At 65.0% G+C, this 21250-nt stretch carries 18 protein-coding genes; 14 read left to right on the forward strand and 4 right to left on the reverse strand.

Annotation, left to right across the window (positions count from 1 at the left end):
* The first annotated feature begins 184 nt into the window (after positions 1-184).
* The 13 genes from pyrR to QRN51_RS07415 all read left to right on the forward strand — a co-directional run bounded on the left by pyrR (position 185) and on the right by QRN51_RS07415 (position 15328).
* On the forward strand, positions 185-766 hold the full coding sequence (gene pyrR / locus QRN51_RS07355) for a bifunctional pyr operon transcriptional regulator/uracil phosphoribosyltransferase PyrR (RefSeq protein WP_059389191.1): 582 nt from the start codon (positions 185-187) through the stop codon (positions 764-766).
* Entirely contained in the window at positions 763-1776 is a 1014-nt protein-coding gene (locus tag QRN51_RS07360; RefSeq protein WP_284989275.1) for an aspartate carbamoyltransferase catalytic subunit, read from the forward strand. Before pyrR ends, QRN51_RS07360 begins: the two co-directional genes overlap by 4 nt.
* Positions 1776-3134, forward strand: a complete 1359-nt coding sequence (locus tag QRN51_RS07365) for a dihydroorotase (protein ID WP_284989276.1) — start codon at positions 1776-1778, stop codon at positions 3132-3134. The genes QRN51_RS07360 and QRN51_RS07365 overlap by 1 nt, the downstream gene beginning before the upstream one ends.
* Positions 3134-3655: a PH-like domain-containing protein gene (locus tag QRN51_RS07370; RefSeq protein ID WP_284989277.1), complete on the forward strand. Its 522-nt coding sequence runs from the start codon at positions 3134-3136 to the stop codon at positions 3653-3655. The genes QRN51_RS07365 and QRN51_RS07370 overlap by 1 nt, the downstream gene beginning before the upstream one ends.
* The gene (carA, locus tag QRN51_RS07375; RefSeq protein ID WP_284989278.1) at positions 3636-4913 is read left to right on the forward strand and encodes a glutamine-hydrolyzing carbamoyl-phosphate synthase small subunit; all 1278 of its coding nucleotides are present in this window, start codon (positions 3636-3638) and stop codon (positions 4911-4913) included. The genes QRN51_RS07370 and carA overlap by 20 nt, the downstream gene beginning before the upstream one ends.
* On the forward strand, positions 4913-8233 hold the full coding sequence (gene carB, locus QRN51_RS07380) for a carbamoyl-phosphate synthase large subunit (protein WP_284989279.1): 3321 nt from the start codon (positions 4913-4915) through the stop codon (positions 8231-8233). The genes carA and carB overlap by 1 nt, the downstream gene beginning before the upstream one ends.
* Positions 8226-9107, forward strand: coding sequence for an orotidine-5'-phosphate decarboxylase (gene pyrF, locus QRN51_RS07385; RefSeq protein WP_284989280.1), 882 nt, complete (start codon positions 8226-8228; stop codon positions 9105-9107). The genes carB and pyrF overlap by 8 nt, the downstream gene beginning before the upstream one ends.
* 109 nt (positions 9108-9216) lie before the next feature.
* A complete protein-coding gene (gene mihF / locus QRN51_RS07390) occupies positions 9217-9543 on the forward strand; it encodes an integration host factor, actinobacterial type (RefSeq protein ID WP_084784535.1) in 327 nt (108 codons plus the stop codon).
* Positions 9544-9615: 72 nt separating this feature from the next.
* Entirely contained in the window at positions 9616-10188 is a 573-nt protein-coding gene (gene gmk / locus QRN51_RS07395; protein ID WP_059389188.1) for a guanylate kinase, read from the forward strand.
* Positions 10189-10227: 39 nt separating this feature from the next.
* Positions 10228-10488: a DNA-directed RNA polymerase subunit omega gene (gene rpoZ, locus QRN51_RS07400; RefSeq protein ID WP_028267125.1), complete on the forward strand. Its 261-nt coding sequence runs from the start codon at positions 10228-10230 to the stop codon at positions 10486-10488.
* A 26-nt stretch (positions 10489-10514) separates the two neighbouring features.
* Positions 10515-11762: a bifunctional phosphopantothenoylcysteine decarboxylase/phosphopantothenate--cysteine ligase CoaBC gene (gene coaBC / locus QRN51_RS07405; RefSeq protein WP_284989281.1), complete on the forward strand. Its 1248-nt coding sequence runs from the start codon at positions 10515-10517 to the stop codon at positions 11760-11762.
* Between the two features lie 92 nt (positions 11763-11854).
* Positions 11855-13084 carry a methionine adenosyltransferase gene (gene metK / locus QRN51_RS07410; RefSeq protein ID WP_284989282.1) on the forward strand — a complete coding sequence of 410 codons (1230 nt, stop codon included), beginning with the start codon at positions 11855-11857 and terminating at the stop codon, positions 13082-13084.
* 123 nt (positions 13085-13207) lie between these two features.
* Positions 13208-15328 carry a primosomal protein N' family DNA-binding protein gene (locus tag QRN51_RS07415; protein ID WP_284989290.1) on the forward strand — a complete coding sequence of 707 codons (2121 nt, stop codon included), beginning with the start codon at positions 13208-13210 and terminating at the stop codon, positions 15326-15328.
* A 5-nt stretch (positions 15329-15333) separates the two neighbouring features.
* Here the strand turns inward: QRN51_RS07415 and QRN51_RS07420 are convergent, their stop codons facing one another.
* The 4 genes from QRN51_RS07420 to QRN51_RS07435 are packed head-to-tail and all read right to left on the reverse strand — an operon-like array spanning position 15334 to position 19272.
* A complete protein-coding gene (locus QRN51_RS07420; RefSeq protein ID WP_284989283.1) occupies positions 15334-16419 on the reverse strand; it encodes a glycosyltransferase family 4 protein in 1086 nt (361 codons plus the stop codon).
* Entirely contained in the window at positions 16416-17363 is a 948-nt protein-coding gene (locus QRN51_RS07425; RefSeq protein WP_284989284.1) for an alpha/beta fold hydrolase, read from the reverse strand. Before QRN51_RS07425 ends, QRN51_RS07420 begins: the two co-directional genes overlap by 4 nt.
* 10 nt (positions 17364-17373) lie before the next feature.
* The gene (locus QRN51_RS07430) at positions 17374-18255 is read right to left on the reverse strand and encodes an aldo/keto reductase (protein WP_284989285.1); all 882 of its coding nucleotides are present in this window, start codon (positions 18253-18255) and stop codon (positions 17374-17376) included.
* A 54-nt stretch (positions 18256-18309) separates the two neighbouring features.
* Entirely contained in the window at positions 18310-19272 is a 963-nt protein-coding gene (locus QRN51_RS07435) for a sugar-binding transcriptional regulator (protein ID WP_059389187.1), read from the reverse strand.
* A gap of 124 nt (positions 19273-19396) precedes the next feature.
* Here QRN51_RS07435 and QRN51_RS07440 point away from each other — a divergent pair, with 124 nt between their 5' ends.
* Entirely contained in the window at positions 19397-21196 is a 1800-nt protein-coding gene (locus QRN51_RS07440; RefSeq protein ID WP_284989286.1) for a glycerol-3-phosphate dehydrogenase/oxidase, read from the forward strand.
* Positions 21197-21250: the final 54 nt, after the last annotated feature.

The following is a 21250-nucleotide window of genomic DNA, read 5'->3' on the forward strand; positions in this document are numbered from 1 at the left end:
GACGAAGGGCCGGAGCCACGGGAAACCGCGGGCACCGGCCCTTCGTCGCACCCGCAACTGTGAGCTAAAACGCAGCGGACTGGCCCTGGGCGCGTCTGGCGGGCCTGAGCCCTGTGGTAATTTTGAAGAGCAAATGTTCCTTTTTTAATTCCGTCCCGTGAGGCGGGGAAAGGGGAGACGAGCGATGACTGAAGTCACTGCGCCGGTGCCGTCCCGGGTTGTTCTCAACCACGCGGATATCGATCGTGCGCTCACTCGTATCGCCCACGAGATCCTCGAAGCCAACAAAGGCTCCCAGGACCTGGTTCTTTTGGGCATCCCACGCCGCGGTTATCCGCTGGCAGTGCGGCTGGCAGAGAAAATCGCCGCCGCGGATCCGTCCGTCAACGCTTCCGCGATTGTCGGTCAGCTGGACGTCACCATGTTCCGTGACGATCTTTCGCACCAGCCCGCCAGGCCTCCATACCCCACCAAGCTGCCGTTGTCCGGCATCGACAACAAGGTTGTTGTCCTCATCGACGACGTCCTGTACTCGGGCCGCACCATCCGGGCAGCCCTCGACGCCATCATCGACCTCGGCAGGCCACGCATCGTCCGCCTTGCCGTCCTCGTGGACCGCGGGCACCGTGAACTGCCGATCCGCGCGGACCACGTCGGCAAGAACCTGCCCACGTCTTCTTCGGAAAAGGTCCGGGTCCACCTCGAGGAACTCGATTCCGTTGATGGCCAGCCCATCAATGAAGTAGTGATCGAGGCGGGCGCATGAAACACCTGCTCTCCACCGAGAACCTGAGTGCCGAGAACGCCATCCGGATCCTGGACACCGCCGAAGAGATGGCTGCAGTGGGGGACAGGGAGGTCAAGAAGCTGCCCGCCCTGCGCGGCCGCACCGTGGTCAACCTCTTCTTCGAGGACTCCACCCGCACCCGCATTTCCTTCGAGGCCGCGGCGAAGCGGCTGTCCGCCGACGTCATCAACTTCGCGGCCAAGGGTTCCTCGGTTTCGAAGGGCGAGTCCCTCAAGGACACCGCGCAGACGCTCGCCGCCATGGGGGCCGATGCGGTAGTCATCCGCCACTGGGCTTCCGGGGCTCCGCACCGCCTGGCTGCCACCGACTGGATCGACGCGGCCGTCATCAACGCCGGGGACGGCACCCACGAACACCCCACGCAGGCACTCCTGGACGCCTTCACGATGCGTCGCCACTGGTCCTCGTTGCACGGCTCGGCGTCCACAGGCGCCGACCTCACGGGCATGCGCGTCGCCATCGCCGGCGATGTCCTGCACTCCCGCGTCGCCCGCTCCAACGTGTGGCTCCTGCGCACGCTTGGTGCGGAAGTAACCCTGGTGGCCCCGCCCACTTTGCTGCCGATCGGCGTCGAACACTGGCCTTGCAAGGTCAGCTACAACCTCGACGAGACCCTCGAGGCCGGAGTGGACGCCATGATGATGCTGCGCGTCCAAGGTGAGCGCATGAACGCTTCCTTCTTCCCCTCCACCCGCGAGTATTCGCGGCGCTGGGGCTTCGACGATGCCCGCCTCCGCGCCCTCGACGACCTCGGGCTCAAGGACACCATCATCATGCACCCCGGCCCCATGAACCGCGGGCTGGAGATTTCTTCCGCTGCCGCCGATTCGCCGCGCTCCACCGTCCTGGCCCAGGTCCGCAATGGCGTGTCGGTCCGGATGGCCGCCCTGTACTTGCTGCTCTCGGGGGATTCCCGTGAAGCCGCCCCCATGCCGGGCACCGCCCGTTCCGATAAGGAGAGCAACTGATGACCCAGACCTCAACAGGGACAGCAACGGGTACCTTTTTGATCCGAGGTGCGGCCATCCTGGGTGGCGACGCCGAGGACCTGCTGATCCGCGACGGCGTCATCGCTGAGCGCGGCACCGGCCTTACCGCCGACGGTGCCACCGTGATCGAGGCCGCGGGCCTCGTGGCGCTTCCAGGCATGGTAGACATCCACACGCACTTGCGCGAACCTGGCCGCGAAGACGCGGAAACCGTGGAGACGGGTACCCGCGCCGCGGCCCTTGGCGGCTACACCGCGGTCCACGCCATGGCCAACAGCAACCCGGTGGCGGACACGGCCGGCGTCGTCGAGCAGGTCCACAGCCTGGGCCGCGCCTCCGGTTGGGTGGATGTCCGCCCGGTGGGCGCCGTTACGGTCGGGCTCGCCGGCGAGCAGCTCGCCGAACTCGGCGCCATGGCGGACTCCCGCGCGCAGGTCCGGGTCTTCTCCGACGACGGAATCTGCGTCCACGATCCCGTGCTGATGCGCCGCGCCCTGGAGTACGTCAAGGCGTTCGACGGCGTCGTAGCCCAGCACGCGCAGGAACCCCGCCTCACCGCGGGTGCCCAGATGAACGAGGGCACCGTGTCCGCGGTCCTCGGCCTGGCCGGGTGGCCGGCAGTCGCCGAGGAAAGCATCATCGCCCGGGACGTCCTGCTGGCCCAGCACGTCGGTTCGCGCCTCCACGTCTGCCATGTATCCACGGCCGGCTCGGTGGAGATCGTCCGTTGGGCCAAGGAACGCGGGATCAACGTCACCGCGGAGGTCACACCCCACCACTTGCTGCTCACCGACGAACTGGTCCGCAGCTACGATCCCGTCTACAAAGTCAACCCGCCCCTGCGCACCGACGCGGATGTCCAGGCGCTCCGTGCCGGGCTCGCGGACGGCACCATCGACGTCGTCGGCACGGACCACGCCCCGCACCCGAGCGAGCACAAAGAGTGCGAGTGGGCACAGGCGGCCATGGGCATGACGGGACTGGAGACTGCTTTGTCGGTAGTCCAGGAAACCATGATCGAAACGGGGCTCATGACGTGGGCCGACTTCGCCCGGGTCACGTCCACGGTTCCCGCGGCCATTGGCCGCGTGGCGGATCAGGGACGTCCGCTCGAGGCCGGCGAGCCCGCGAACGTCATCCTCGTGGATCCGGCTGCCCGGTGGACCGTGGATCCGCATAAGATGGCGACCATGGGCCGGAACTCACCCTTTGCGGGCAAAGAGCTGCCGGGCGCCGTCGTCGCCACCTTCTTCAAGGGCCACCCGACCGTGCTGGACGGAAAGCTCAACACGCCGTACCGCTACGCAGCGGAGCCGGCCGGCGCCGGCAGCAACTGATGGACACCAAGATTGCTTCGCTGCTCCTCGTTGTGGTTCTCGCCGCGGTCGCGGCCGGACTCATTGCGATAGGTTGGCGCGGCAGGCTCAAGCGGCAGGCCGGCCTCGGGCAGCTTCCGGATGTACCTGAACCGCTCAGCCCGGCAGGCATTGTGGCTGAAGGGCAGTATGTGGCCACGACGACGGCGGGAGACTGGCTCGACCGGGTGGCCGTCCACGGGCTTGGCTTCCGCGGCAACGCGGAAATGAGCGTCCATCCGGAAGGCATCCTCTTCGACCGGAAGGGGACCGCACCATTGTTCGTTCCGGCGGAAGCCGTGACCGATTGCGGCAGCGCCAACGGAATGGCAGGCAAGTTCGTGGAGAAGGATGGACTCGTGGTCTTGAGCTGGATGCTTGGAGAACACGAACTCGATACCGGATTCAGGCCCAGGCGCGCCGCTGACAAGCAACCGCTCCTCGAAGCACTTCAAGAATTGATCTCTGCAGCCCCCCAGGCAGATGCCGATAGTGGAAAGTAACAAAGTGACGGACACCAACGCAGTGACAGGCAATACCAACCCAGCAGAGTCCTCCGCGGCAGTGCTGGTCCTCGAAGACGGCCGCACGTTCCGCGGCCGCAGCTATGGCGCCACGGGCGTGGCCCTGGGCGAGGCGGTCTTCGCCACCGGTATGACCGGCTACCAGGAAACCATTACGGACCCCTCCTACGCCCGCCAACTGGTGGTCCAGACGGCTCCGCACATCGGGAACACCGGTGTGAACAAAGAAGACGCCGAGTCCCGCCGCATCTGGGTGGCCGGCTACGTGGTCCGCGACGCCGCGCGCCGCCCATCGAACTGGCGCTCGGAGCGCAGCCTCGACGCAGAGCTCGTCGAACAGGGCATCGTCGGCATCCAGGCCGTGGACACCCGCGCCATCACCCGGCACCTGCGTGAGCACAAGACCATGCGGGCCGGAATCTTCTCCGGCGAGGCAGCCCAGGCCACCGACAAGGAACTCCTGGACACCGTCCTGGCCAGCGCACCCATGGAAGGTGCCCGCTTGGCCGAAGAAGTGAGCATCGACGAAGCATACGTCGTCGAGCCCACGGACCATGGCTGGGACGGCGAGCCGAAATTCAGCATCGCCGCGATCGACCTTGGCATCAAGGCCATGACCCCGGTCCGCTTCGCCGAACGCGGCGTACGTGTCCATGTCCTGCCGGCCACCGCAACACTGGAAGACGTCAAGGCAGTCAACCCTGACGGCTTCTTCATGTCCAACGGCCCCGGCGACCCCGCCACGGCGGATGCCCAGGTGAAACTGCTCCGCTCCGTGCTCGATGAGAAGCTGCCGTACTTCGGAATCTGCTTCGGCAACCAGATCCTGGGCCGCGCCCTCGGATTCGGTACCTACAAGCTCAAGTACGGCCACCGCGGAATCAACCAGCCGGTGATGGACCGCCGCACGGGCAAAGTCGAAATCACCTCGCAGAACCACGGCTTCGCCGTCGACGCTCCCATGGACGGTGCCACCATGGCTCCCGAAGAGCGCTTCGGCCGGGTCGAGGTCAGCCACGTGAGCCTCAACGACGACGTCGTCGAAGGACTCGCCTGCCTCGACATTCCGGCCTTCTCGGTCCAGTACCACCCCGAAGCCGCGGCCGGACCGCACGACGCCGCCTACCTCTTCGACCGCTTCATCGAGCTGATGGAGAGCACGAAGAACGGCCAGGACGCCGCACAGGGCACCGCCACTCAGACATCGAACTCCGCGAAGAACGAGGACACCAAGTAATGCCAAAGCGTACAGATCTCAAGAGCGTCCTCGTTATCGGGTCCGGCCCGATCGTCATCGGCCAGGCGGCCGAATTCGACTACTCCGGAACCCAGGCCCTGCGGGTGCTCAAAGAGGAGGGCCTGCGCGTCATCCTCGTGAACTCCAACCCGGCCACCATCATGACGGACCCCGAGTTCGCCGATGCCACCTACGTGGAGCCCATCACCCCGGAGGTAGTGGAAAAGATCATCGCCAAGGAGCGCCCGGACGCTGTCCTGCCTACCTTGGGTGGACAGACGGCCCTCAACACGGCCATCGCGCTCGACAAGAACGGCGTGCTCGAGAAGTACAACGTCGAACTCATCGGTGCCAACATTGCCGCGATCGAACTCGGCGAGGACCGCGAAAAGTTCAAGGGCGTCGTGGAACGCTGCGGCGCCGAGTCGGCGCGCAGCCACATCATCCACACCATGGATGAAGCACTGACTGCGGCGGAAGACCTCGGCTACCCGATGGTTGTCCGCCCATCCTTCACCATGGGCGGCCTGGGCTCGGGCCTGGCGTACAACGAGGACGACCTGCGCCGAATCGTGGGCCAGGGCCTGCAGTACAGCCCCACCTCCGAGGTCCTGCTCGAAGAGAGCATCCTCGGCTGGAAAGAGTACGAGCTGGAGATGATGCGCGACAAGAACGACAACGTCGTTGTTGTCTGCTCCATCGAGAACTTCGATCCGGTGGGTGTCCACACGGGCGACTCCATCACGGTTGCCCCGGCCCTGACCCTGACGGACCGCGAGTACCAGAGGCTGCGCGACATCTCCATCGCCGTCATCCGCGAAGTCGGCGTCGACACAGGTGGCTGCAACATCCAGTTCGCCATTGAGCCGGACACAGGACGCGTCGTCGTCATCGAAATGAACCCGCGGGTTTCGCGATCCTCGGCGCTGGCTTCCAAGGCCACCGGCTTCGCGATCGCCAAGATCGCCACCAAGCTCTCCCTGGGCTACACCCTGGACGAGATCCCCAACGACATCACGCAGAAGACTCCGGCATCGTTCGAGCCGACGCTCGACTACGTCGTCGTCAAGGTTCCGCGATTCGCGTTCGAGAAGTTCCCGGCCGCGGACAACACGCTGACCACCACCATGAAGTCCGTCGGTGAAGCCATGGCCATGGGCCGCAACTTCACGGAAGCCCTGCAGAAGGCCCTTCGCTCCCTCGAGCAGAAGGGCTCGCAGCTGGACTTCAGCCACGTTCCCGAATGGGAAGTTCCGGAACTCATCGAGAAGTCCAAGCGCCCGACGACGGACCGCCTCCACCAGGTCCAGCGCGCCCTGCTCGGCGGTGCCTCGGTTGAGGAACTCTACGCCGCAACCAAGATCGATCCGTGGTTCCTCGACCAGCTGCAGCTGCTCAACGAAATGTCCCACGAGATCCGCAAGGCCGGCGCCCTGACGGAAGACATGCTCCGCAACGCCAAGCGCCACGGTTTCTCTGACGAGCAGATCGGCGCCCTGACGCACAACCCGGAGGCCGTTGTCCGCGGCGTCCGGCAGGCCCTGGGCATCCGTCCGGTCTACAAGACGGTGGACACCTGTGCCGCTGAATTTGCTGCCTACACCCCATACCACTACTCGTCATATGACGAGGAGGACGAGGTCGGCCTGCACTCCAAGCCTTCCGTCATCATCCTGGGTTCGGGACCGAACCGCATCGGCCAGGGCATCGAGTTCGATTACTCGTGCGTCCACGCCTCCATGGCGTTGCGCAAGGCCGGTTACGAGACCGTCATGGTCAACTGCAACCCGGAAACCGTCTCCACGGACTACGACGTCTCAACGCGCCTCTACTTCGAACCGTTGACTCTCGAGGATGTCCTCGAAGTCATCGCGGCCGAGGAGCGCACGGGCGGCGTCATGGGCGTGTTCGTGCAGCTCGGCGGACAGACCCCGCTCAAGCTCGCACAGCAGCTGGCGGACGCCGGCGTGCCGATCCTGGGTACCTCCCCGGAAGCGATCGACCTTGCCGAGCACCGCGGCATGTTCTCGCGCGTGCTTGACCAGGCCGGACTGATCGCCCCGAAGAACGGCACCGCTGTGTCCTTCGAGGACGCGAAGAAGATCGCCGACGAAATCGGCTACCCGGTCCTCGTCCGCCCGTCCTACGTGCTGGGCGGACGCGGCATGGAGATCGTCTACGACGAGGCCAACCTCTCGCGCTACATCGCCAACGCCACCGAAATCACCCCGGACCACCCGGTGCTGATCGACCGCTTCCTCGAGGACGCCGTCGAAATCGACGTCGATGCGCTCTTCGACGGCACGGACATGTACCTCGGCGGCATCATGGAGCACATCGAGGAAGCCGGCATCCACTCCGGTGACTCCGCGTGCGTCCTGCCCCCGATCACCCTGGGCAGCAACGTGATCGAACGCGTCCGCACGGCCACCCGGGCCATCGCTGAAGGCGTCGGCGTCCGTGGCCTCATCAACATCCAGTTCGCGCTGGCTTCAGACGTGCTCTACGTGCTCGAGGCCAACCCGCGCGCTTCCCGCACCGTTCCGTTCGTCTCAAAGGCAACGGGCGTGCAAATGGCCAAGGCTGCGGCCCTGATCGGCACCGGCGTCACCATCAACCAGCTCCGCAGCGCCTACAAGATGCTGCCGGAGACGGGCGACGGTTCAACCCTGCCGCTCGACGCGCCTGTCGCGGTGAAGGAGGCCGTGCTGCCGTTCAGCCGCTTCAGGACCCCGGAAGGCAAGGTAGTGGACTCGCTGCTCGGCCCGGAAATGCGCTCGACCGGTGAGGTCATGGGCATCGACAAGCACTTCGACACCGCTTTCGCCAAGAGCCAGGCCGCGGCCAACAACGCGTTGCCCACCGAAGGCAAGATCTTCGTCTCTGTGGCCAACCGGGACAAGCGATCGGTGATCATGGGCGTCAAGCGCCTGTCCGATCTCGGTTTCGAGATCGTCTCGACGGGTGGCACCGCGGATGTCCTGCGCCGCAACGGCATCCAGGCCACCCCGGTCCGCAAGGTTGCCGAAGGCAGCAGCGCCGAAGGCGAAGGAACCATCGCGGACCTCATCATCGCCGGCGAAATCGACATGGTCTTCAACACGCCTTCCGGCGGCGAGGCCCGCAGCGACGGCTACGAACTCCGGGCGGCCGCAACGTCCATCGGCATCCCCTGCATCACTACGGTTGCCGAGTTCAACGCCGCCGTGCAGGCCATCGAGGCACTGCGCACCTACGAGTGGTCGGTGACGAGCCTGCAGGAGCACGCAGCGGCACTGTCAGCTTCCCAGGCCGCGGCAGCCGAGGCCGTCAATGCCTGAGTCTGCCGCAGCCGGGCAGCGTTCACTTGCGCAGCCGGGAAGGGAGCCTTTCGGTTCCCGCCTGGCTGCCGCAATGGCAGCCCGCGGCCCCTTGTGCGTCGGCATTGACCCCCACCCGGGGCTCTTGGCGGACTGGGGATTGAACGACGACGTCGCCGGCCTGAAGCGCTTTTCGCTCACCGTCGTGGAGGCCGTGGCAACGCTCGCTGCCGCGGTCAAGCCGCAGGTGGCACTCTATGAGCGTCACGGCTCGGCAGGCATGGCGGTCCTGGAACGGACCCTTGCGGCCGCATCGGACGCCGGAGTATTGAGCATCGCCGACGCCAAGCGCGGAGACATCGGCTCCACGATGGCTGCCTACGCCGACGCCTGGCTACGGGATGGCTCCGCCTTGGCAGCAGACTCGGTGACGCTGAGCCCGTACCTCGGCTTCGAGTCGCTGCGCCCGGCGCTCGACCTCGCGGCGGAGTCCGGCCGTGGTGTTTTCGTGCTCGCCCTGACGTCCAACCCGGAGGGCAAGTCCGTGCAGCATGTTGGCGGTACGGAATCGGTGGCCCGGCGGATCGCCGAGGCCGCGGCTGAGGAGAACCGCCGTTATCCCGGTGCCATGGGGTCTGTCGGTCTCGTGGTGGGTGCCACGATCGGCAGGGCGCTCGTGGAACTCGGGCTGGACCTCGACGCCGTCCACGGGCCCATCCTTGCGCCCGGGCTGGGCGCGCAAGGAGCCACGACGGCGGATCTGCGTGCCACTTTCGGCGCGGCATACCCGGCGGTCCTCGGGACGTCGAGCCGCGGAATCCTGGCGGCTGGTCCAACGATTGCCGGACTACGATCCGCCACCGAGTCCACCCGCGACGGCTTGCTGGAAGCCTGAGCCTGATCTTCGTCGGTCCAATGCATTGCGCTCCGCACTGGGCACGCGATAGCTTCGGGATCAGTCCAATCCGCTACGCACTCGATGCCGGCCAAAGGGGGATGTGTCAGTGACCTTAAAGGCTCTGTCGCCAGAGGAACGTTCCGATGCCTTGGAAAAGGCAGCGAGAGCCCGGGCAAGACGCGCACTCGCGAAGGAACAGCTTAGGACGGGCGAACTCAGCATTGCCGGTCTGATCAAGTCGGCGCAGACTGACGAGGCCATCGCCCGAATGCGCGTTTCCGAGCTGATCGAGGCCGTACCGGGCATTGGCCCGGTACGGGCAGCGGCCATCATGGCGGAGATCGGGATCGCTCCTTCACGCAGGCTCAGGGGCCTGGGAATTCACCAATCCCGGTCGCTGATAGATTTTATGGAAGACAAATACAGAGTTTAAACGAATGCAGCGTTCAACAAATGCGGCGTTTAGAAGATACGCAGCATATATAGAATCTCCACGAAGGACGATGTGAGCAAGAATCCGGGACTGACCGTCCTCGCAGGCCCCACTGCCGTTGGCAAGGGAACAGTATCCACGTATATCCGGGACAATTACCCCGAGGTCTGGCTGTCGGTTTCAGCCACCACCCGCGCACCGCGTCCGGGGGAGAAGGACGGTGTCCACTACTACTTCAAGTCCGCCGAAGAATTCGACGCACTCGTTGCGGACGGCCAGTTGCTTGAGTGGGCCGTCGTCCACGGAAAGAACCGCTACGGCACGCTCCGCAGCACCGTGGACGCCGCCATCGCCGAAGGCAGGTCCGTGCTGTTGGAGATCGATCTGCAGGGCGCCCGCCAGGTCAAGGCGGCAGTTCCGGACGCCAACTTCGTGTTCCTCGCTCCGCCCAGCTGGGACGAAATGGTCCGCCGCTTGGTGGGCCGTGGCACCGAAACCCCGGAGGAACAGCAGCGACGGCTGGAAACCGCTAAACTGGAACTTGCCGCTGAACCGGAGTTTGACCACACCGTCATCAATGACGACGTACGCCGGGCAGCGGACGAGCTTGTTTCACTCATGGGGCTTACCCCGCACCAGCGCTAAGCGCTAGCACTTGTCAGCCCGTTAGAATTTGGAGAATTCGTGTCCACGAACCTTGAAGGCATCATCAACCCGCCGATCGACGAGCTGCTTGCTGCTGCCGATTCAAAGTACGGCCTGGTGATTTTCGGCGCCAAGCGCGCGCGCCAGATCAACGCGTACTACGCCCAGCTGCACGAGGGCCTCTTCGAGTACGTTGGCCCGCTGGTCGACACCAAGCTGAACGAGAAGTCGCTTTCCATCGCCCTGCGCGAGATCAACGAAGGCCTGCTGGTTTCCACGCCCATCGAGCCCGCAGAGTAAACAGACTGCCTGTTGACGGAGGTCACGTGCGCATAGTCCTCGGAGTCGGGGGAGGGATCGCAGCCTACAAGGTTGCATCGCTCCTCCGGCTTTTTACTGAAGCCGGACACAACGTCACGGTCATTCCCACGGAGGCCGCCATCCGCTTTGTCGGCGTGGCTACGTGGGAGGCCCTCTCGGGCAATCCGGTGAGCAACAGCGTCTTTGACGACGTCGACAAGGTCAACCACGTCCGCCTCGGCCATGAAGCAGATCTCATTGTGGTCGCGCCGGCAACTGCCGACCTGCTGGCCAAGGCGGCAACCGGCCAAGCGGGGGATCTGCTCACCAACACACTGCTCATGGCGCATGGTCCGGTGCTTTTCGCTCCGGCGATGCACACCGAAATGTGGCGCAACCAAGCCACCCAGGCGAATGTGGAAACACTGCGCAGCAGGGGTATCACCGTCCTGGAACCCGCGGTGGGCCGTCTGACAGGAGCGGATTCCGGGCCGGGCAGGCTGCCCGAGCCGGAAGCGATCTTCGCGGCCGCCATGGCTTTGGTCGACGCCTCCTCGCCCTCAACCCCGCTTGCTGGACCCAAACCCCTGGCAGGGCGCACCATCACGATTTCCGCAGGCGGCACCCGGGAAGCCCTGGATCCGGTCCGTTTCCTTGGGAACAGGTCTTCCGGCAAGCAGGGTGTTGCGCTGGCCGCCGCGGCCCTTGACGCAGGAGCCCACGTGAGGTTCCTCGCTGCCCACATGGACGTCCAGGCACCTGCCGGCGTCGAACTGGTCCAGGTTGAATCCGCACTGGAGCTCCGTGACGCCGCGCTGGAAGCCGCCGTCGGCTCCGACGTCGTGATCATGGCTGCGGCTGTGGCGGATTTCCGTCCTGCCGAAGTTTCAGACACGAAAATCAAGAAGGTCAACGGCAACGACGCCCCCGTGGTACGCCTCGTGCAGAACCCGGACATCCTGCATGAACTGGTAGTGCGACGCGACGCCGCGGCATCCACGCAGTTGATCATCGGGTTTGCGGCCGAAACCGGGGACGAAGACGGCGACGTCCTGGAACACGCCACCGCCAAGCTCAAACGCAAAGGCTGCGACCTTTTGGTGGTCAACCAGGTCGGCGTCGGGCGAGTGTTCGGCCAGGACCAGAATTCTGTGATCATTCTCTCCGGCCATGGCGCGGCGCCGCAGTCGGCGGCGGGTTCCAAATCCGACGTCGCCGCCGCTGTCATTGACCGGATCAGCACTGAACTAAGCCGAGTACGCCCGGCGACGTAGGCGCCGGGCGAGGCTCATTTCCTGGCTGGTCCATCCTTAGCATAGGGACATACGGCGGAAGCCGGCCGCCCCCAACCGAGTAAGGTAGTCGAGTGACTTTACCGCTGCACCATGAATCCCACGGCACCACGTCCAAGCTCCGGCTCTTCACCTCGGAGTCGGTTACGGAAGGGCACCCGGACAAAATCTGCGACCAGATCAGCGACGCCATCCTTGATGCGCTCCTGGCGGCAGACCCTGAGTCGCGCGTGGCTGTTGAAACCATGGCCACCACGGGCTTGGTGCATGTAGCCGGTGAAGTCACGACGGACGCGTATGTTGAAATCCCGCAGATCGTCCGCGAGACCATCCTCGGAATAGGGTACGACTCGTCGGCCAATGGCTTTGACGGCGCCCGTTGCGGCGTGTCTGTCTCCATCGGACAGCAGTCCAACGACATCGCCGGTGGCGTCTTCAATTCGCTCGAAGCCCGCGAAGGCCGCCAGGAGGACGACTACGACCTTCAGGGCGCCGGTGACCAGGGCATCATGTTCGGCTACGCGAGCGATGAGACCCCGTCCTACATGCCGACGCCCATTTGGCTCGCACACCGCCTTTCGGAGCGCCTTACCGAAGTCCGCAAGAGCGGCGAACTGGCCTACTTGCGCCCCGACGGCAAGACCCAGGTGACGGTCGGCTACGACCGTGACCGTCCGGTTTCCGTTGAAACGGTGGTTATCTCCAGCCAGCACGCAGAGGGAACCCACCTCGATCTCTTGCGCGCCGATCTCGCCTCGCACGTGATCGACCCCGTCCTGGCTGCGGCCAACCTGGATATCTCCCACGTCGCGAATATCCTGAATCCCGCCGGCGCCTTCGTCATCGGCGGTCCCGTCGGCGATGCCGGGCTGACAGGCCGCAAGATCATCGTTGATACGTACGGCGGCATGGCCCGCCACGGTGGCGGTGCCTTCTCCGGCAAGGATCCGTCGAAGGTGGACCGCTCGGCGGCCTACGCGATGCGCTGGGTAGCAAAGAACGTTGTGGCAGCAGGCTTGGCCAAGCGGGCCGAAATCCAGATCGCCTACGCGATCGGCCAGGCACGTCCGGTGGGTACCTACGTGGAAACCTTTGGTACCGAGACTGTCGACCCGGCCAAGATCAGCGAAGCGATTGCGGAGATCTTCGACCTCCGTCCGCGCGCCATCATTGACGCCCTCGACCTCAAGCGCCCCATCTACGCCAAGACGGCGGCGCATGGCCACTTCGGCCGCGACGAGCCGGATTTCACGTGGGAACGATTGGACCGCGTGGACGAATTGAAGGAATTCTTCAACGCCTGAATCGGCTTGCCCGTGCCGGCCGGAATCCGGAATTGTCGGTGGGGCCTGCTTGGATTGGACGAAGGCATCCGGCACTCCAGGGAGGTGACAAGCATGAGCGATGGTTCGCTGCTTCCGTTTGCCATGGTGTCGTCTTCGCCGGCCCATCAGCCGTCCTTGCTCCAAGGCTTCCCCTCGCGCGCGAACGACGTCGGCGGGCCGCCGCTCGCGGCGAGCAACCCGGTGGCGCGGATCTTGATCGAATCATCCTTGCCGCATCTCGACAGGCCCTTTGACTACAGTGTCCCGGCCGAGTTGGAGAAGACGGCCCTGGCAGGCGTCCGGGTCAAAGTCCGCTTCAGCGGCCAGGAACTCAGCGGCTACGTCCTGGAGCGCATGGAATCGTCGGAAGCCGGGCATGCCCTGACTCCCCTTCTCAAGGTGGTTTCAGCCGTCCCGGTGCTGACTCCGGCGTTGCTGGACCTTGCCACGAGTGTCGCGGCCCGCTACGCCGGAACGCTCAGCGATGTCCTCCGGACCGCCATTCCGCCCCGCGTCGCGCGGCTGGAGAAGCTGCTCCTGTCCGGCGATTCCCTTTCGGACGAGCCGGCCACCCCTGCCGAACACACCGAGGCGCCCCAGGGCATCCCGTCCCAGGGCTCGGCCTCGCAGGCGCACGCGGCGTGGGCTTCCTACACCAACGGAGCGCCATACTTGCAACACCTGGCCGGGGGTGGCTCACCCCGCGCGGTCTTGACGGCAACGCAGGGTTTTGGAACCGCAGGCTGGCCCGAGCTCGTGGCATCCGCGGTGGCGGCAGTCCGCTCCTCAGGGCGGGGCGCCGTCGTCGTCGTTCCCGACTATCGTGATCTCGACCGCATGGAGGCGGCACTGCGCGCTGTCCTGCCACCAGGAGACGTCGCGCGGCTGACGGCCGACGACGGCCAGACGCCGCGGTACCGGAGCTACCTCCGGCTCCTTAGCGGCGCGGCACAGGTGGCTGTCGGCACCCGCTCCGCCGCGTACGCTCCGGTGCAGGACCTTGGCCTCGTGGTGTGCTGGGACGACGGCGACGACCTCCACATTGACCAGCGCGCTCCCTACGCCCACACCAGGGAAATCCTGCTCTTGCGTTCCGAACAGGAATCAGCGGCGTGCCTCATGGCTGCGCATAGCCGCAGCACCGAGCTTCAACGGCTCGTTGAGGGCGGGTGGGCCGTGCCGGTGGAAGCTCCCCGGCAAGTGGTCCGCGCCAGGACGCCCCGGGTGCTCAATACGGCTGACAGCTTCGAGCAGGAGCACGACCCCTTGGCGAAGATCGCACGATTGCCCGGCGCCGCCTGGCGGGCCGCCAAAGAGGGACTGGAACGCGGCCCCGTCCTGGTGCAGGTGGCCCGGGCCGGCTACGCCCCCTCCCTTGTCTGCGAGGAGTGCCGCGAAACCGCCAGGTGCAACAACTGCCAGGGACCCCTCGCAATCGCCGGACAATCGGCCCTGCCGCAGTGCCGCTGGTGCTCCACGCCGGCCCCGGAATGGCGATGCCGGCATTGCGGCGCAGGCCGCCTTCGCAGAGGAGCAGCCGGTGTGCTGCGGACAGCGGAAGAACTGGGCAGGGCTTTTCCAGGCAAGGCTGTGGTGACATCGTCGGGAGACCAAGTCAAAGCCACAGTGTCCGATGCCCGCGCCTTGGTGGTGGCGACCGTGGGGGCTGAGCCGATCGCAGCCGGCGGCTACGCAGCGGCGCTGCTCCTGGATGGCAATTCGCTCCTGCGCAGGGAAAACCTGCGCGCCGGGGAGGACACCGTTCGGCGATGGTTCAATGCCGCGGCCCTCGTGCGACCCGCGAACGAAGGCGGGCTCGTCGTTGTCACCGCAGACGACACCGCCGCGACAGGTGCCCTGCTGCGCTGGGACCCCGCTGGATATGCCTCCCGAGAACTGGCACTGCGGCAGGAACTCCAGTTACCGCCCGCCGTGCGGATCGCCTCAGTGACGGGCAAGCGGGCCGACGTCGTGCATTTCACCGAAAGCCTGGCCGACACCATCCAGCTCCGCACTGCGGGCCCAGCGCCGGTCTCCCTTGCACTATCGGCGCAGCGCGCTTCAGGGCGGGACGACGATCCGGACGTCCGGACGCTGATCTTCATTCCCTATGCACAAGCAGTTGTTGCCACCCGTTCCATGAGGGCCGTCAAAGCCGCCAGTGCGGCGAAGCGCACCTCAGGACCGGTGCAACTGCGGCTCGACGGCGTCGACGTCCTCTAGCGTCCTCAGCGCCGTTTGCGGCTCCGCATCGCAACGATCTCTTCGGCCACCGCCAGCAGTTGGCGCGCAGACTCGTCCCAATTGAAATCAGCCGCGCGTTCCACGGAGCGGCGCGACCGTGCCTGCCACAATTCGCCGTCTTCAAGGGCCTTGACCGCTGCGGCGAACTCGCCGGGCGATTCGGGGTGTACGTAGCTCACGGCGTCCCCGCCGACCTCACGGAAGATGGGGGTGTCGCTGGCGATCACGGGAGTGCCAAGTGCCATCGCCTCGACCAGGGGCAGCCCGTAACCTTCTGCCTTGGACAGGCTGACGAGGGCGGTGGCCCGGAGCAGGAGGGAATCGTATTCGGCATCCGTGACGCCGTTGTGGAACTCGACCTGGGCGCCAGGCGGGACCAGGGGCTCCAGCTCCGCACGGCGCTGGGGGGTGATCCTGCTGAGCAGATGCAGCGTGAATCCTGGCAAATCGGCCATTCCCTGGATCATGGTCTCCACGTTTTTGTAGGGCATGAACGAGCCCATGTAGAGCAGGGATTTCTCGGCGCCGGCTGCGGGATCGCGCGGCTTCTGGCCCGGCTGTGGCGCGTTGCCCACGATCCGGACCGGGCGGCGCGTGAGATTGAACTTCGCCATGAGCGACTCGGTGGTGTGGCTGATGGTCGCCACGATGTCGGCCCGGTTGAGAAGCAATCGCTGCGGCCAGTAGGCCTTGTGGTAGAGCCGCCAGAGCAGCCGCACGGGTGCGGGCAGGAAGCCCGGAGGGGCAGGGTGCTCATAGTAGATGAGGTCGTGCAGGGTCAGGACCAGCCCGTACTTGCGGCCCCAGGTTCCCATGGTCTGCATGGGGCAGACCACGACGTCGGCGCCGAGCTTGTTGACTTCGCGCGCCACGAACAGTTCGCGGGGGGACAGCGGGCTGCTGATGTGAACGTAGGGGACGTCCGGGAGGAGCGCCAATTGGCGCTTGTCACTGATGAGCATGGTGACATCCGCGATCTTGGACGTCGCCGCGATGAGGCTCGATCCGTAGCGGCTGATCCCGTCATGATGGTCCGTGCGGGTGAAGCGGGCATCTATGACGATTTTCACGCGGGGTGTTCCTCCAGGAAACTGCGGATGGCGGCGGCGGCCGGCGCCGGTGTCTCGTAATGAATCAAATGCCCGACGTCGGGAATCACTTCCAGCGCGCCGTCCGGGAGCATCTCCAGTAGCTTGTGCTGGTCCTTGAGCAGCGCGATCTCGTCTTTCTCGCCGGCCACCAACAACACAGGAAGGTCCAATTGCCCGGCGACCTCGGCCACATGGCTGGACACCGAAGCCCGGAAAGACTCCAGCAGGCTAGCGCGGTCGGCGAACGCGGAGAAGTACGCATCGTGCTGGCCATGGACAAAGGCCCGGAGTTCCTTGTCCCGGGTCTTGGCCATCGCGGCGCTCATGACGCGGACAATGAGGCGGCTGCGCAAGACGGCGAGTCCAAGCCGGCGCGGGAGCTTGGCGGAGACCTGGTAGTACAGGACCGCGAGCTTGGTCATGAGGCCTTTGGGGCCCTCAAGCGCGGGAGCGGCGATGGGATTGACCAGGATCAGCGGGCGGATGGCGCCCGGGTTCGCCGCGGCGAAGTGGCTGGCGACAATGGATCCGAAGGAGTGCCCCAAGAGAACCGTGTCCGCTCCGAGGCCCAAGGCCGCCATGAAACCGGTGATGAACTTCCCGTAGCGTTCCACGGTGTGGGTGTCTCCGGCGAAAGGCTCCGAGCTGCCAAAGCCGGGAAGGTCGGGCATGATGACGCGCATTTCCGGCAGGTGGTCCACTACGCGGAGCAGGCCGTGGTGGTCGCCGCGGAAACCGTGAATGACCAGTATGGTGCGCGTCGCCGGGGTCACCGTGACCGGTTCGTAGCACCAATAGGCGACGTTGCTGCCGTCGAGGTCGATGTCCGAGGCACTCGTCCTGGAGGCCAAGGCCTTGCTGAAGAACTCCCGTGGGGAGGCTGGTGCGGGTTCGGGGGAGTGGTTGGTGTCCACTTGTTCCATTCGGCAGGTCCTAGTTGACGTTGTCCGGGTGTGACCCGGTGCGGTGGTGGCGTTCGAGGGCGGCCAAGCCATCCATGTCGTCGGCATCAAGCTCGAAGCCGAAGACGTCGAAGTTCTCCTGGATGCGTGCCGCGGTACTGGCTTTGGGAATCACGATATTTCCGAGCTGGAGGTGCCAGCGGATGATGATTTGGGCAGGTGTCTTTCCATATTTATCCGCGAGCGCGCTGACTGCCGGATCCTGGAGGACCTGGCCGCGCCCCAACGGGCTCCACGCCTCCGTGCGGATGCGCAACTGCTCGTGGAGGGTCCGGAGCCTGGTCTGCTGCAACCACGGGTGCAGCTCGATCTGGTTCACCGCAGGAACCACTTCGGCTTTTTGCATGAGCGCTTCGAGGTGGGCCGGCTGGAAGTTGGAGACGCCGATCGCGCGCACCCGGCCCTCACGGTACAGGGTTTCCATTGCCCGGTAGCTCTCCTGGAACAATCCACGCCCAGCGCAAGGCCAATGGATCAGGTACAGGTCGACGTAGTCGAGGCCGAGATTGGCCATGGAGGTATCGAAGGCGCGCAGCGTGGAGTCGTACCCCTGGTCGTCGTTCCAGAGCTTGGTGGTGACAAAGACGTCTTCGCGGGAGAGGCCGTGAGTTCCTTCCCCGGAGCCTCCCGTGTTGCTGTCGATGCCGGGCGGGGGTATGACCGCACTGCCGATGCCGCGTCCGACCCCGGTCTCGTTGCCGTACATGGACGCTGTATCGAAATGCCTGTAGCCGGCGCCCAGCGCAGTGGCGACCAAAGAAGTGGCATCCGCCGGCGGCACCTTGTAGAGCCCGAACCCCAACTGGTCAATCAAGACACCATTGTTGAGACTGAGCCTAGGCGAGGGTTTCATAGCCAAGACTCTACCTACCTCGATGCCGGGAATGTTTCAGGGTCCTTCAATTATTCAGGAAGGGCTGCCGAAACTGACCAGGCGCTTCGCCGTGGCCTCGTCCAGGATCAGATCTGTTGCCAGTTTCGCTTCGAGTGCTCCGCGAAGCCCGTTGATCTTGGATGCACCAGAGACGACGCAGATCCGGCGACGCACCTGCCGTAGTTGCTCGTGGCTTGGGCCTGTTGACCGCTCGTTGAGGGTGATGCCGTCGGAAGAGCCGTCGGCGCGGAAAAAGACGGTGGCAACGTCGCCCACGACGTCCGAGCTGGCCAACAAGTTCAAGTCCGTTTCATCGAGGTACCCACCTGCGTAGACGTGGCTGGGGTAGTCCGAATGCACCGAGCCGACACCGAAGATGGCGATGCTCATCCTGGCTTGCAGATCGAGCACGCGTTGGACGCTGCGCTCATTCCACATGGCGGTCTTCGTGGAGGCATGGTCGAAGAAGGCGGGCACCGGGAACTGTTCTACCCGCGCACCAAAGGCGATGCCGAAACGGCGCATGATGTCGCTGGCATAGGTAATGCCGGTGGTCTGCATGTTGCCGGCGCCGTTGAGCTGCACGATGGTGCTGCCGTGCGTGATCTTGCGTGTCAGGTGCCTGCTGACGGCACTGATGGTGGCACCCCAGGCCACGCCGATGATGGCGTTGGAATCCACCAGGGGACCAATGGTCTTTGCCGCCTGCGTCGCCACCCGGTCAAGGGTTTCCGCCTCGTTCAAGGTGTCCAGGACGGGCACCACGTGCACATCGACCCCGTAGTGGTTGCGGATCATGCGCTCCAGTTCAGGGGCGGAATCCAGGGGACTGCGGATCTGGATCTGGACCAGTCCCGACTCGCGGGCCGAAGACAGCAAGCGGGAAACGGTTGACCGCGAGGTCCGAAGCTCGCGGGCAATGGCGTCCATGGTGAGGTCCTGGAGGTAGTACATCTGTGCCGCCCGGAGGGCCTCTGAATGTCGTGATCGTGGCATCTCAATTCCGTTCTGCACGTTTGTGCAACTAGCTTGATTTCATTTTCCATTCCTTCGAAGAATAGTTGTGCAAGGTGCGACGTCAAGTGATGCAGCGCATACACCAAAGCCCAAGGGAGCAGTTTTGGGATACACCAGCAATTCCGGTTCCGCAGCAGGATCACCACGTCGGGCTTCGGTTTCGGCACTCCGCGAACGGCCGCAGGCCCAGGTGCTGATCATCGGAGGCGGCATCAACGGCGTCGGAACCTTCCGCGATTTGGCACTCCAAGGCGTGGACGTCGCCCTCGTGGAACGCGGCGATTACTGCCAGGGCGCCAGCGGAGCCTCATCCCACATGATCCACGGCGGCATCCGCTACCTCGAGAACGGGGAATTCCGCCTCGTCCAGGAATCCGTGGTCGAGCGCAACCGACTTTTGAAGATCGCTCCGCACTACGTCAAGCCCCTGCAGACGACCATCCCGATCTTCAGCACCTTCTCCGGAATACTTTCCGCCCCCACCCGCTTCCTCACGCACAAGCAAGGCAAGCCGAAGGAGCGCGGCGCCTTCCTCATCAAGCTCGGCTTGAGCATGTACGACTTCTTCTCCCGCGACGGCGGCAGCGTCCCCCGCCATCAGTTCCGTGGCAAGGAGAAGGCCCTGGCTGAGTTGCCCCGGTTGCACCCCGGCATCAAATACGCAGCCACCTACTTCGACGCGTCCGTGCACAACCCGGAGCGCCTGACGCTCGATGTGCTGCAGGACGGCGAAAAGGCGGGCATCGGAAGCGGCTTGCCGGGCGGCAGCGCCCGGGCCAGCAACTACGTCTCCCTTGTTTCGATGGCCTCCGCGGACGACTCAGCCGGCGCTGTTTTGCTGCGCGATGAGCTCACTGGCGAGGAATTCAGCTTCCAGGCCGACGTGATCGTCAACACCACCGGCGCCTGGGTTGACCTCACCAACGCGGCGATGGGTGCCGCGAGCCGCTTCATGGGCGGAACCAAGGGCTCCCACATTGTCCTGGACCACCCGGAATTGCTCGCAGCGTGCGGCGGCCGTGAGATCTTCTTCGAACACACCGACGGGCGGATCGTCCTGATCTACCCCATGGGTGACCGCGTCCTGGTGGGCACCACCGACGTCGAGGCGGACATGGCGCAGGATGCCGTGTGCACCGAAGCCGAGATCGACTACTTCTTCGACCTGGTCGGCCACGTCTTCCCCTCCATCAAGGTTGAGCGCAGCCACATCGTCTACAGCTTCGCCGGCGTTCGGCCGCTTCCCCGTCACGATGACACGCAGCCGGGCTTCGTATCCCGCGACTACCGCATCGAGCGAAGCGGACGGGAAGCCTCCGGTGCCGCGGCCGCCCAAGGCGGCAAGGCCGCCGTCGTACTCTCATTGATCGGCGGCAAGTGGACCACTTTCCGGGCCCTCGCCGAACACCTGAGCAACGACGTCCTCCGCGAGCTGGGCTTGGAGCGGAAGGTCTCGACGGCGAAACTCGCCATCGGAGGCGGCTTGGATTTCCCGGACAGCGAAGACGGAATCCAGGACTGGGTCAAGAAGCACATGGCTCCCGGGCTCGACGCCGACCGGGTCAGCGGCCTGTTGACTCGCTACGGCACGCGCGCCGAGGACGTCATCGCCTACCTAGGGGCAGGCGAAGACCGGAAGCTCCGCTCGACGAACGAGCTCAGCGTCCGGGAACTCGAGTTCATGGCCGCCAACGAACAGATCGGGCACCTCGTGGATGTCCTCATCCGCCGCACCTCGCTGGCCTTCCGGGGACTCGTGACCGGAGAGCTCCTGAACGAAATCGCCGAAGTCCTCGCCACGCAGCTTGGCTGGGATTCGGCGAAGCGTCAAGCGGAAATCCAGCATGCCCAGGAGGTGCTTCTACGTTTTCATGGCGTGACTGTTCACAGCCTCGTCGCATGAACGTAATGTACGTCACATCAGCTTGATTGTTCCGGCCAAGAAGCCTGGACACAA

The sequence above is a fragment of the Arthrobacter sp. efr-133-TYG-120 genome (assembly GCF_030209785.1).
Classification (GTDB): Bacteria; Actinomycetota; Actinomycetes; order Actinomycetales; family Micrococcaceae; genus Arthrobacter.